The sequence below is a fragment of the Micromonospora sp. SD12 genome, assembly GCF_052068495.1.
GTDB classification, from domain to species: Bacteria; Actinomycetota; Actinomycetes; order Mycobacteriales; family Micromonosporaceae; genus Micromonospora; species Micromonospora echinofusca.
Map to the genome: position 1 here is coordinate 446,169 of NZ_JBQHDF010000001.1, position 12,712 is coordinate 458,880.

The 12,712-nt window shown below is 75.0% G+C and carries 11 protein-coding genes; 4 read left to right on the forward strand and 7 right to left on the reverse strand.

Features of this window, described 5'->3' with window-relative positions:
- Positions 1-76 precede the first annotated feature (76 nt).
- Positions 77-508: a hypothetical protein gene (locus tag ACTMS2_RS02090; RefSeq protein WP_441173785.1), complete on the forward strand. Its 432-nt coding sequence runs from the start codon at positions 77-79 to the stop codon at positions 506-508.
- A gap of 333 nt (positions 509-841) precedes the next feature.
- On the opposite strand, the gene ACTMS2_RS02095 is transcribed toward ACTMS2_RS02090, so the two are convergent.
- The 5 genes from ACTMS2_RS02095 to dnaK form a co-directional block, all read right to left on the reverse strand.
- The gene (locus tag ACTMS2_RS02095) at positions 842-1,051 is read right to left on the reverse strand and encodes a hypothetical protein (RefSeq protein ID WP_441173786.1); all 210 of its coding nucleotides are present in this window, start codon (positions 1,049-1,051) and stop codon (positions 842-844) included.
- 403 nt (positions 1,052-1,454) lie between these two features.
- Positions 1,455-1,892, reverse strand: coding sequence for a heat shock protein transcriptional repressor HspR (locus ACTMS2_RS02100; RefSeq protein ID WP_089002673.1), 438 nt, complete (start codon positions 1,890-1,892; stop codon positions 1,455-1,457).
- A gap of 46 nt (positions 1,893-1,938) precedes the next feature.
- Positions 1,939-3,132 carry a molecular chaperone DnaJ gene (gene dnaJ / locus ACTMS2_RS02105; protein WP_441173787.1) on the reverse strand — a complete coding sequence of 398 codons (1,194 nt, stop codon included), beginning with the start codon at positions 3,130-3,132 and terminating at the stop codon, positions 1,939-1,941.
- An 84-nt stretch (positions 3,133-3,216) separates the two neighbouring features.
- Positions 3,217-3,945, reverse strand: a complete 729-nt coding sequence (grpE, locus tag ACTMS2_RS02110) for a nucleotide exchange factor GrpE (protein WP_363892215.1) — start codon at positions 3,943-3,945, stop codon at positions 3,217-3,219.
- A 47-nt stretch (positions 3,946-3,992) separates the two neighbouring features.
- Positions 3,993-5,873 carry a molecular chaperone DnaK gene (dnaK, locus tag ACTMS2_RS02115; RefSeq protein ID WP_441173788.1) on the reverse strand — a complete coding sequence of 627 codons (1,881 nt, stop codon included), beginning with the start codon at positions 5,871-5,873 and terminating at the stop codon, positions 3,993-3,995.
- A gap of 223 nt (positions 5,874-6,096) precedes the next feature.
- Here dnaK and ACTMS2_RS02120 point away from each other — a divergent pair, with 223 nt between their 5' ends.
- From ACTMS2_RS02120 to ACTMS2_RS02130, 3 genes are all read left to right on the forward strand, one after another.
- Positions 6,097-7,938 carry an ABC transporter gene (locus tag ACTMS2_RS02120; RefSeq protein ID WP_441173789.1) on the forward strand — a complete coding sequence of 614 codons (1,842 nt, stop codon included), beginning with the start codon at positions 6,097-6,099 and terminating at the stop codon, positions 7,936-7,938.
- Positions 7,935-9,620 carry a GTPase gene (locus ACTMS2_RS02125; RefSeq protein ID WP_441173790.1) on the forward strand — a complete coding sequence of 562 codons (1,686 nt, stop codon included), beginning with the start codon at positions 7,935-7,937 and terminating at the stop codon, positions 9,618-9,620. The genes ACTMS2_RS02120 and ACTMS2_RS02125 overlap by 4 nt, the downstream gene beginning before the upstream one ends.
- 115 nt (positions 9,621-9,735) lie before the next feature.
- Positions 9,736-10,956, forward strand: a complete 1,221-nt coding sequence (locus ACTMS2_RS02130) for a hypothetical protein (RefSeq protein ID WP_441173792.1) — start codon at positions 9,736-9,738, stop codon at positions 10,954-10,956.
- Between the two features lie 28 nt (positions 10,957-10,984).
- Here ACTMS2_RS02130 and ACTMS2_RS02135 read toward each other — a convergent pair whose 3' ends face one another.
- Entirely contained in the window at positions 10,985-11,575 is a 591-nt protein-coding gene (locus tag ACTMS2_RS02135; RefSeq protein ID WP_441173793.1) for a phosphatase PAP2 family protein, read from the reverse strand.
- A 208-nt stretch (positions 11,576-11,783) separates the two neighbouring features.
- Entirely contained in the window at positions 11,784-12,617 is an 834-nt protein-coding gene (locus ACTMS2_RS02140; RefSeq protein WP_441173794.1) for a hypothetical protein, read from the reverse strand.
- Between the last annotated feature and the right edge of the window lie 95 nt (positions 12,618-12,712).

The following is a 12,712-nucleotide window of genomic DNA, read 5'->3' on the forward strand; positions in this document are numbered from 1 at the left end:
GGGTTACCGTTTCGCCCCAGCAGCCAGAGCTCGCGGGTGGCCGACGCCCCCTGCGGACGAGAGCGGAAGGTTGGCCGTGAGCGTGCAGGAGTCGACGTTCCACGGCTTCGCCAACCCCGTCGACCCGAGCCCCACCGAGCTGCGCGCCTGGGCCTACCAGCCCGACTCCGTACCGCTCACGTCGATGCCGCCCGACTGGGACCTGCTGGTCTCCGGCGACCGGCTGGTGGCGGTGCTCTTCGACCTGGCGATGGACCAGTCCTGCCCGGCGCGCCGCTTCGCGCTGCACTGCCTCTACATCTACGCCGCCGACGGCATCCGGACGAACTTCCGCGCCCACCCGAAGCGGCGCTTCCGCAAGCTGGTGGAGCAGGCCGAACGCAACGGCGACGACCTGATGCGCACCTGGGCGTACAACAGCCGGGCGTTGCTCGCCCGCCCGGAACTCTTCGTCTACCGGGACTGGTGCGAGGGCGGCCTGGTCCGGGAGAACCGCCGCATCGCCTGAACCCCGGATCGGGCGAACGGGCCGGAACCCCCGCAGGGAACCCCACGGCGTCCCGGCCCCGAAACGGCGAACAAGCCGCGACCCCCGCAGGGAACCCCACGGCGTCCCGGCCCCGAAACGGCGAACAAGCCGCGACCCCCGCAGGGAACCCCACGGCGTCCCGGCCCCGAAACGGCGAACAAGCCGCGACCCCCGCAGGGAACCCCACGGCGTCCCGGCCCCGAAACGGCGAACAAGCCGCGACCCCCACAGGGAACCCCACGGCGTCCCGGCCCCGAAACGGCGAACGGGCCGGGACCCCCCGTGGGTCCCGGCCCGCACGTCGGCGGATCGTCAGTGTTCCGATCCGCCCTGCTCGCGGCGTCCCGCCCGGTCACGCTCCTGGTCGGTGCCGTGGTCGGCCCGGTCGGCGAACGCGCCGTTCTCGACCTTGTCGGTGAAGCGGCCCTCGGTGACCCGGTCGAACCTCTCCCGGGCGTTCTTCGCCACCTCCCGGAGCCGTTCCTCCGTCTGCTCGGCAACCTTCCGCGCGGCTTCCGTCATGGCTCCCCCTGCCATTGGAGTCCGGATTAAGCGGGTTGGACCTGATTCGCAGGTTAGCCGATCCGGCACCTTCCGCGCGGGCGAACCCGCAACCGCGCGCGAGTGGAACACCACGGCTGTCATCCGAGGGCGGTGACACCCGTGGTGTTCCACTCGACGACGCCCGACCGGCGCAAAGGCCTGGGGCAAAGGCCCGGGGCAAGGCGCGCCGAACCCTCATGGGACGGCGCAAGCCGTGCGGAGCCGCCCGGCCGGCACAAGCGCCCGCAGAACCCGCCGGGGCTGCGCAACCGCGCGGGACCGACGGGTCGGCCCGCAGACCGCGCGGGGCCGCCGGGCGGGCCGGGAAGACGGTCGCGCCCGGCCGCGAAAGGGCGGCCGGGCGCGATGCGGTGCGGTGTCGTCAGCGCTCGGGGCGGCGCGGACGCCAGACCACCAGCGCGGTGGAGGTGCGGTTGGTCGGCACCAGGTCGCTGCCGGGGAAGCGGGCCAGCGCCTCCAGTTCGGCGATCCGGCGGTACGCGGCGTCCAGTTCCGCCTCCAACCGGGCCACCCGCTGCTGCGCCTCCTCCAGCAGCCGCTCCAGCCCGATGATCCGCTTCACCCCGGCGAGGTTGATGCCGTCGTCCTGGCTGAGCCGCTGCACCTCGCGCAGCAGCACCACGTCGCGGACGCTGTAGCGCCGCCCGCCGCCGGCTGCCCGTCCCGGCTGGACGAGGCCCAACCGGTCGTACTGGCGCAGGGTCTGCGGGTGCATCCCCGCCATCCGCGCCGCCACCGAGATCATCAGCACCTTGGCCTCGTAGGCAGGGTCACTCGAGCCGACGAACTCGTCCGACATCCCGCTCACCTCCGCGTGCGCTCCACCGAGCCGACTGAACACCGGGTCAACTGAATCGACGTACCCGCGCCTCGAGATGTTCCCGGGCGGCCGGCGGGGTCTGCGCGGCGAAGCTCTCCAACGCCGCACGCGCCTCGTCGGACACCTTCGCGGGCACCACCACGTCGAGCGTCACCAGCAGGTCGCCCGCCTGGCCGTCCCGGCGGACCACCCCCTTGCCCCGGGCCCGCAGGATCCGACCGCTCGGCGTGCCCGGTGGCACCCGCAGGGTCACCGTGCCGTCGAGGGTGGGCACCCGCAGGTCCGTGCCGAGCACGGCCTCCGCGAAGGTGACCGGCACCGTCAGCGTGAGGTCGTCGCCGGTACGCCCGAAGAGCTCGTCCGGCCGCACCTTCACGTGTACGAAGAGGTCGCCCGCCGGGCCACCCCGCGCGCCAGGCTCGCCCCGCCCGGCCAGCCGGATCTTCTGGCCGTCCGCCACGCCGGCCGGGAAGCGGACGTTCAACGTGCGGGTCTTGGTCACCCCGCCGGTGCCCTGGCACTCGGGGCACTTCTCGTCCACGACCGTGCCCACGCCCTGGCAGTTGCGGCACGGTTCGGAGAAGCTGAACGACCCCTGGTTGCGGTTGGTCACCCCGGCCCCGTGGCACACCTGGCAGGTGCGCGGCGAGGTGCCGGGCTTCGCCCCGTTGCCGTGGCAGGTGTCGCACACCCCGGGGGCGCGCAGCGTCAGCGGGAACGTCACCCCGCGTACGGCGTCGCCGAAGTCGAGGGCCACCTCGGCCTCGATGTCCCGCCCCCGGGCCGGGCCACGGGCCGCCGCCCCACCGGCGGGACCGCCGGCACCGCCCGAGAAGATCGAACTGAACAGGTCCTGGAAGCCGGCCCCGCCGAAGCGGCGGTCACCGCCTCCGCCGGCGGCGCCCCCGAACAGGTCGGAGACGTCGAACGGCACGCCGCCGGGCTGGCCGGCGCCACGGGCGCCACGGCGGAAGGCGCCCGAGCCGAACAGCGACCGCAGCTCGTCGTACTCCCGCCGCTTGGCGTCGTCGCCGAGGACGGCGTACGCCTCGGAGGCGGCCTTGAAACGCTCCTCGGCCTTCGGGTCGCCGGGGTTGTGGTCCGGGTGCGAATCCCGGGCCACCTTCCGGTACGCCTTCTTGACGTCGTCGGCGGAGGCGGCCTTGTCCACGCCCAGCACGGCGTAGAAGTCCTTCTCGATCCAGTCCTTGGAACTCACCGGTCCACCCCCTTCCCTAGCTGGGGACCGACCGTCCCGCCTGCCCTCGACGGGCGGGCGGGACGGTCCGGTCGTCGTACGGCACTACTCCGGGTCGGCGACCGCGACCATCGCGGGCCGCAACAGCCGCTCACCGACCTGGTAGCCCCGACGCATCACCTGTACACAGGTGGGCTCGGTGACGTCGGCCGACGTCTGGTGGGCGACCGCCTCGTGCCGGGTCGGGTCGAACGGGTCGCCCTGCTCGCCGAACGGGGTCAGCCCGAACTTGCCGAGCGCCGTGACGAGCTGTTCGGCCACGGTGCCGAACGGGCCGACCAGGTCGCCGTGCTCGCGGGCCCGGTCCAGGTCGTCGAGGATAGGCAGCAGCGCGGCGAGCACCGCGCCGGTCGCCTGCTCGGTGACCAGGCCCTTGTCCCGGTCCACCCGCTTGCGGTAGTTGGCGTACTCCGCCGTCACCCGCTGGAGGTCCCGGGTCCGCTCGTCGAGATCCTTGCGCAGCGCCTCGAGTTCGGCGCCGAACGCGGTCGGACCACCGTCGACCGGCTGCGCCGGGGCGTCCACCACCGGCGGGCCGGTCACCTCGGCCGCCTCGACCTCGATCTCGTCGACGACGACCTCGGACTCCTCGACCAGGCCCTCGGCGGGGGCGTCCGAACCGGCGTCGGCGGCGGCCGGTTCGGACGTCTCGCTGATCTTGCGGTTGTTACGGATGACGACCCGCGGCCCGTCGCCGGCCTGCTCAGCGGGCGCGGAGCCACCCGGCGCCGACCCGGTCGCACCCGGGTCGGCAGCTCGTGGCTTCTCCGTCATGGGGCTACCTCATCCCTCTGCCGTGGTTTCGTGTCCGGGACGAACCGTCACTTCTTGTCCTTGTCCTCGTCCACGATCTCCGCGTCGACCACGTCGTCCGCGCCACCGGCGGAGCCGCCGGCCTGCGGGCCACCGGTCGCCCCGGCGCCGGCGGCACCCGCCGCACCCGGGCCGGCCTCGCCCGGCTGCTCGCCCTGCTGGTTGTAGAGCAGCGAGCCGGCCTGCTGGGAGACCTGCGCCAGCTTCTCGTGCGCCGACTTGATCTTCTCGATGTCCTGGCCGCCGAGCGCGCCACGCAGTTCGCCGAGCGCCTCGTTGATCTGGTCACGGGACTCCGACGGCAGCTTGTCGCCGCTCTCGGCCAGGAACTTCTCGGTCTGCCACTGGAGCGCCTCGGCCAGGTTGCGGGTCTCGGCCTCCTCGCGGCGACGCTTGTCGTCCTCGGCGTGCTCCTCGGCGTCGCGGCGCATCCGCTCGATGTCGTCCTTCGGCAGCGAGGAGCCGCCGGTGATCGTCATCTTCTGTTCCTTGCCGGTGCCGAGGTCCTTGGCGTGGACGTTGACGATGCCGTTGGCGTCGATGTCGAAGGTGACCTCGATCTGCGGCACGCCGCGCGGCGCCGGCGGGAGGCCGGTCAGCTCGAAGGTGCCGAGCTTCTTGTTGTAGGCCGCGATCTCCCGCTCGCCCTGGAACACCTGGATCAGCACCGACGGCTGGTTGTCGTCCGCCGTGGTGAAGACCTCGGAGCGCTTGGTCGGGATGGTGGTGTTGCGCTCGATCAGCTTGGTGAAGATGCCGCCCTTGGTCTCGATGCCCAGGCTCAGCGGGGTCACGTCGAGCAGCAGGACGTCCTTGACCTCGCCCTTGAGCACACCGGCCTGGAGGGCGGCGCCGACGGCGACGACCTCGTCCGGGTTGACGCCCTTGTTGGGCTCCTTGCCGGTGAGCTGCTTGACCAGGTCGGTCACGGCCGGCATCCGGGTCGAGCCGCCGACCATGATGACGTGCTCGACGTCGGAGACCTTGATGCCGGCGTCCTTGACGGCCTGCTCGAACGGGCCCTTGCAGCGGTCCAGCAGGTCCTGCGTCATCCGCTGGAACTCGGCCCGGCTGAGCGTCACGTCGAGGTGCAGCGGGCCCGCCGCGCCGGCGGTGATGTACGGCAGGTTGATGTTGGTGGTGGTGGCGGCGGACAGCTCGATCTTGGCCTTCTCGGCCGCCTCGCGGAGCCGCTGGAGGGCCATCTTGTCCTGGCCCAGGTCGATGCCGTGCTCGCCGCGGAAGGTCTTCACCAGGTGGTCGATGATCCGCTGGTCCCAGTCGTCGCCACCGAGGTTGTTGTCACCGCTGGTCGACTTGACCTCGACGACGCCCTCGGCCAGCTCCAGCAGCGACACGTCGAAGGTGCCGCCGCCGAGGTCGAAGACCAGGACGGTCTGCTCCTTGGAGCCCTTGTCCAGCCCGTACGCCAGGGCCGCCGCGGTCGGCTCGTTCACGATCCGCAGCACGTTGAAGCCGGCGATCTCGCCGGCCTCCTTGGTGGCCTGGCGCTGGCCGTCGTTGAAGTAGGCCGGGACGGTGATCACCGCGTCGGTGATCTGCTCGCCCAGGTACGCCTCGGCGTCCCGCTTGAGCTTCATCAGCGTGCGGGCCGAGATCTCCTGCGGGGTGTACTTCTTGCCGTCGATGTCGACGGACCAGTTGGTGCCGATCTCCCGCTTGACCGAGCGGATCGTCCGGTCCGGGTTGGTCACCGCCTGGCGCTTGGCGACCTCACCGACGAGCACCTCGCCGTTGCGGGCGAACGCGACGATCGACGGGGTCGTCCGCGAGCCTTCAGCGTTGGCGATGACGGTGGGCTCACCGCCCTCCAGGACGCTGACGCAGGAGTTCGTCGTGCCGAGGTCGATACCGACCGCACGTGCCATCTTCGCTTCCTCGCTTCATCACGTTGTGGGCAGGTGACGGGCGACGCCCGTCGAGCTGCCCGGCGGGCGTCGCCCGCAGCGACCCCACCACAAGTTGAGTGAACTTGACTCAATAGTGCCACGCCCCGCGAAATCGTCAAGTCGAGGTTGAGCCGACCCGACGCAACCCCAGGTTCTTACCGATCGGTTGTCTTCCCTTGCGTCGGTCGGGCACGCTTTAGCGGTGACGACGCACGGCGATCCCGCCACCCCGGCCGGCACGCCCACCGTCGCAGCCCGCACCGGCCCCACGGACGCCGGGGAGGACCGGCCCGCCACCACCGGGGACGACAGCCTGCCCGCCGCGCTGGCCGGCCTGCGCGCCGCGATCGGGGCGGCCCGGTTCCCCCTCGCGCTGCCCTCCGCCGAGCCCGCCCGGCGCGCCGGCGGAAGCCTCACCGACCAGCTCGACGACTACCTGCTGCCCCGGCTGCGCCGGCTCGACGCGCCGCTGCTCGTGGTGGTCGGCGGGTCCACCGGCGCCGGCAAGTCCACCCTGGTCAACAGCCTGGTGCAGGCGCGGGTGAGCGCCGCCGGGGTGCTCCGCCCGACCACCCGATCCCCGGTGCTGGTCTGCAACCCCGCCGACTCGGGCTGGTTCCGCAAGGGCGAGCTGCTGCCGGGCCTGACCCGCACCACCGAGCCCAGCGAGGACCCGCGCACCCTGCAACTGGTCACCGCCCCGGCCCTGCCCGCCGGGCTGGCCTTCCTCGACGCCCCCGACATCGATTCGGTGGTCGACGCCAACCGGGCCCTGGCCGGTCAGCTCCTGGCCGCCGCCGACCTCTGGCTCTTCGTCACCACCGCCGCCCGCTACGCCGACGCCGTGCCCTGGGAGCTGCTGCGCAGCGCCCGCGCCCGGGGCGCGGTCATCGCCATGGTGCTGGACCGGGTGCCCCCGGAGGCGGCCGACGAGATCGCCGCCCACCTGTCGGAGATGCTCGCCGCGCAGGAACTGGGGGCGGCCCCGCTCTTCGTACTGCCGGAGACCTGGGTCGACGGGCAGGGCCTGCTGCCCGACCGGGTCACCGCGCCGCTCGCCGCCTGGTTCGCCCGGCTGGCCGCCGACGCCGACGCCCGCGCCGCCGTGGTCCGGCAGACCCTGGACGGCGCGCTCGGCGCGCTGCACCCCGCGGTCGAGGGGCTCGCCGACGCCGCCGAGGAGCAGGTCACCGCCGCCGACGCGCTCGACGAGCGGGTGCTGGCCGCGTACCGGGGGGCGCACCGGACCGTCGAGCAGGGGCTGAAGGACGGTCGGCTGCTCCGCGGCGAGGTGCTCGCCCGCTGGCAGGAGTTCGTCGGCACCGGCGAGTTCTTCCGCACCCTGGAGGCCCGCATCGGGCGGCTGCGCGACCGGGTGGTGGCGGCGGTCACCGGCCGGCCCGCGCCCGCGTCCGAGCTGCGGGACGCGATCGAGTCGCAGCTGGTGACCCTGCTGCGGGGCGTCGCCGCCGAGGCGGCCGAGAACGCGTACACCGGGTGGAAGGCGCATCCCGCCGGGGCGGCGCTGCTCGAACCGGAGCTGGCCCACCCCTCCGCCGACCTGCCGGAGCGGGCCGAGCGGCTGGTCCGGGAGTGGCAGCGGGGCGTGCTGGAGCTGGTCCGCGCCGAGGGTGGCGACCGCCGCTTCGTGGCCCGCACGGCCGCGTACGCGGTCAACGCCACCGGGCTCGCCGTGATGATCGCGGTGTTCGCCTCGACGGCGTTCATCCCCACCGGCCTGGAGGTGGCCACCGGGGCCGGCACGACCGTCGCCGCGCAGACCGTGCTCCAGGCGATCTTCGGCGACCAGGCCGTGCGTACGCTGGCCGCCAAGGCCCGGGCCGACCTGCTGGACCGGGTGCGGGCCCTGCTCGACGACGAGGCCGCCCGCTACCTGGACCGCACGGCGCAGGCCCGGCCCGCCGCGGACACCGCGGAGGCCCTGCGCGGCGCCGCCAACCAGGTGGAGATCGCGCGCAACCGCAGCGGCCTCGCCGGCGCGGCCGTCGCGGGCCTGCCCGGCACCGAGGGTGGAGGGTCATGACCAACATCGTCGGGCGGATGCGCGAGGCGTTCCGCGGAGACCAGCGGGTGGACGCCGAGGCGCTCATCGCTCGCCTCGACGCCGTACGCCGGTTCCTCACGGTCGTCGACGGCCACCTGCCGGACGCGCAGCTCGTGCCGGCGCACACCCTGGTCGAGCGGGCCGGCACCCGGCTGGCGCTCTCCCGCGACCACACCGTGGTGGCCCTGGCGGGCGCGACCGGCAGCGGCAAGTCCAGCCTGTTCAACGCGCTCGCCCGGATGGAACTCTCGACGGTCGGGGTGCGCCGCCCCACCACCGGCGTCGCCCACGCCTGCGTCTGGGGGCCGCTCGACGGCGGCAACCGCCTGCTCGACTGGGTCGGCGTGCTGCCCCGGCACCGTTTCGTCCGGGAGAGCGTGCTCGACGGCGACGACGAGTCCGCCCTGCACGGGCTGATCCTGCTCGACCTGCCCGACTTCGACTCGGTGCAGCGGTCCCACCGGCTGGAGGTGGACCGGCTGCTCGGCCTGGTCGACCTCGTGGTCTGGGTGGTCGACCCGCAGAAGTACGCCGACCGTGTCATCCACACCAGCTACCTGCGCGAGTTCCACCGGCACCGCGACGTCACCCTGGTCGTGCTCAACCAGGCCGACCGGCTGCCCCCGGCCGAGCTGCCCCGGGTGCTGGCCGACCTGCGCCGGCTGCTCGACTCCGACGGCCTGGACGGCGTACCGCTGCTGGCGACGACCGCCGTCGACCCGGCGGGCATGGCCGGGCTGCGGGAGGCGCTGGAACGCACGGTCGCCGAGCGGCAGGCCGCGCTGCGGCGGCTCCAGGGCGACGTGGACGCGGTGGTGGCCGGGCTCGACGAACTGGTCGGGGATGCCTCGCCGGCCGACGGGCCGGACGACGCCGCCGTCACCGCGCTGCACCGGGCGCTGGCCGGCGCGGCCGGGGTGCCGGCGGTCGCCGAGGCGGTCGAGCGGGCGTACCGGCACCGGGGCGCCGCCACCACCGGCTGGCCCCTGGTCCGGGGCTGGCGGCGGCTGCGGCCCGACCCGCTGCGCCGGCTGCACCTGCCGGGCCCCGCCGCCGACCGCGACGCACCGGCGGAGAGCCTCGTCGCCGCGACCTCGGTACCCGACCCGACCGCCGCCCAGCGCTCGGCGCTCGGGCTGGCGATCCGTTCGGTGGCCGACCGGGCCGGGGCCGACCTGCCCGCCTCCTGGCCGACGGCGGTCACCGCCGCCGCCCGGTCCCGCCTCGGCGACCTGCCGGACGCGCTGGACCGCGCGGTGGCCGGCACGGACCTCGGCATGGACCGGCGACCGCTCTGGTGGCGGTTCGTCGGCGGCCTCCAGTGGCTGGTGACCCTGGCCGCGCTCGCCGGGCTGGGCTGGCTGGCGCTCGGCTACGCGCTGCGCGCGCTGGGCCTGCCGGCGCTCGAACACCCGATGGTCGGCGAGGTGCCGCTGCCCACCCTGCTGCTCCTGGGCGGCCTGCTCGCCGGGCTGCTGGTGGCCGCCCTGACCAGGCCGATCGTCCGCTGGGCGGCGCGCCGGGCCCGGCGCCGGGCCGAGCGGCGCCTCACGGCCGCGGTGGCGGCGGTCGGCGAGGAACACGTGCTGACCCCGGTGCGGGGAGTGCTCGCCTCCTACGCCGAGGCCCGTACGGCGCTGGAGGAGGCCGCCGGGCGCTGAGCCGGAAATCCGGTTCCGTCGGCAACCGCAGGTCGGCGGCGTGCCGCCGCGACGCGGGCCGGATGCTCGGGTCGCTCGTACCGTCCCGGGGCGGGTGGCGGCGTAGGGTCGGTGGATGGGAACGCCTCAGACCCCGTACGACGCGGTGCTGCACGCCGCCCGCGACGTGGCCAAGCTGGACAACGCCCTCGACGCGGAGATGCTCGGCGCGGCCCTGCTCGGCAGCGTCTACTCGGTCGCCGAGACCGAGCGTGACGCCGCCGTCCGGGACTTCGTGGCCGGCTTCCTGGCCGCCACCTCCCGCCGCCGCTCGGCCGCGGCGACCACCATCCGCTCCGTCTTCGCCGCGCTGGTGCCCGACGCCGAGGGCGCCGGCCGCGTCCGGCCGGGCGCCGCCACCCCCGCCTGGGCCGCCCAGCTCGGCCGCGTGCACCTGACCGGCTGCTGGTCCTACGGCGACGTGTACGGCGACCAGACCTCCTACCTGGCGACCTTCGCCTACGACGACCCGGCCGGCGGCTCGGCGCACGCCGTGGTGACGCTGCTCGACCACAACATCGGCATCACCAAGGACGTCTTCGTCGGCGGGCCGCCCGACCGGATCCTCGAGCAGGTCCGGCAGATGTGCTCGGGGGACGAGCTGACCTGGTTCCGCGACGAGGAGCCGGCCAGGATGCGCGTCGAGGTGACCCGCCACCTGGCGATCACCGACGGCCTGACCGAACTGCCCGGGGAGGGCTCGCTCGCCACCGACCGCGCCCTGCTCGGCGCCCGGCTGGCACTGCTGCCCCGGGCGGCCGGGGCGGCCCCCGCGCCCGCCGAGCCGCTCTCCGCCGCCGAGCGTACGGACCTGGTCCGCCGCTTCCTCGCCTCGCCCGAGGCGGCCCGCTTCGGCCTGGACGCCATCGACGGGGCGGAACTGGCCTCGCTGCACTTCTGCCTCAGCCTGCTGCTGGACCACGCGGCCAGCTTCCCGGACGCCGACCCGATGCGGTGGAGCCCCACCGTGGCCGGGCTGTTCCTGCTCGACTGGGTGCACCGGCGGGCCGTGCTGGACATGGACGACGCCGCGCTGCTGCCCCGGGTGCTGCGCGCCTGGGCCGGGTACGCGGCCCGTAAGCGCGGGCTGCCCGAGCAGGCGGCGACCCAGATCGACACGGCCATCGAGGAGATGGTGCCGGAGTTCGCGCGCCTCTACAGCACGGGCGAACGCCGCAGCCCCGCCACGGCCGCCGTGGCGCAGCTCATGGCCGACGGCGTCGACCCGGACGACCCGGCCGCCCTGAACGCCTGGATCGAGGCCAACCGCCACCGCCTCACGGACGACCCGGCCTGACCCGCGCCCGCACCTGTACGCGGTTCCGTCAGCGGAGGGGGGCGAAGGTCAGGGCGGCCACCAGGGCGCCCAGGGCCAGGCCCGCGAGCACCTGGGGCACCGTGTGGTCGCGCAGGCGGACCCGGGACCAGCCGACCAGCACGAGCAGCGGTGACGCCGCCAGCGACCCGGCACCGAACGTGACCACCAGTACGACCAGGGCGCCGGCGGCCACCGCCGAGTGGATCGACATCTTCCACCAGTGGCTGACCGTCACGGCGACCACCAGGCCCACGAGCCCGGCGGCGGCCAGGGCCAGCACCGGGCGCGGCGCGCCGAGCACCGCGAGCAGGGCCAGTCCGGCGGCGACCGAGCAGAGCCCGAACAGCAGCGGGACCCGACGCTGCTCCCGTACCCCCACGTGGTGGTCGGTCAGCCGGCCCCGACGCACCCCGCCGAGGATGTACGCGAACGGGATGCCACTGACGAAGAGCGTGGCCAGTAGTCCCCAGGCCAGGCCGTGCGCGCCCCGGGTGCTGTGCCAGCCGACCGCCAGCGTCAGCGCCGAGACCAGCACGGCGGGCGCGGTCATCTCGGTGACGAACCGGGCGAGCCGGAGGGTCGGGCCGGGCCGGGGCACGGCGGTCTGCCGGGTCTGGGGCCCCGCGTCCGAACCGCCCGATCCGCTCAGCGTCCCGCCTCTGCTCCGCCCCGGGCCGCCGCCCGGGACCGTCCCCGTCCGCATCCGGCGCGCCGGCGGGACCGGGCCCCGTCGTGGATCACGTGCCGTCGACGTCACGGTACCCGCGACGAACCGTCCCGGTGCCCGGTCCCGGCGGTACCGCCGGTCAGGCCGGGTCGACGACGCGGCTGGCACCGCCGGTCGAGCCGACCCCGCCGGTCGGGCCGAGGTCGACGCGCCGGCCGGGAGCGCCCGTCGAGCCGGAGCCGGCCTGCGGGCCGTCGGCGGCGGTCGGGCGGGGACCGGCGGTGGAGCCGGGAGCGGCGGTCGGGCCGGGGCCGACGGTCGCGCTGGCGGTCGGACCGTCCGGTGACGGGGGCGCGGGCGTCGCCGTGGGCCCGGGCGGCGGTAGCGAGAGGCTGCTCGTCGGCTCCACCGAGGTCGGCTCGGCGGTCGGCGTGGGCGCCGGACTCGGGCTCGGGCTCGGCGACGGCGACGGACTCGGCGACGGGGAGGGCTTCGGGGACGGGCTCGCCGGGGGCCGCGGGACCGGTCGCCCGCCGGGCCGGGACGGCGGCGGGGGCTTTGGGCGCTGCGCCGGGGGCGGGGCCGGCGCGGCGACGATCGGCGTACGCGGGAAGGGCACGACGGTCCGCCAGTCGCCCGGGGCGGGCACGGCGGGGGACGGGGTCGACGGGGCGGCCGGGGGCTGACCCGTCGCCGGCACCGGGATGACCACCGGGCCGATCGAGGGGGTCGGCAGGAACGGGGTGCTGGTGTCCGGCAGGGCGGTGCTGCCGACGGTGGCGGAGCCGGTGCTGATCGCCGCCAGGATCGGCATCGACGCCGTGCCGGCGAGCAGCGCCACCGTGAACAGGTAGCCCCGGGACGGTCCGCCCTGGCCGGGCGCCCGGTGCGCGCCGACCAGGCGGCGGTAGCCGCCGGCGGCACGGTGCCGGCCGAGGAAGGGAGTGGCGGGATCTCGACCTGGCTCGGACACCACGCACTCCTCCTCGTCGCTCCGGCGGCGGACGGGTCGTACGGGGACCGCCCCGACCGTCCGGGGCGCCGCCCCGACGCGCGGGAGCGGCAAAC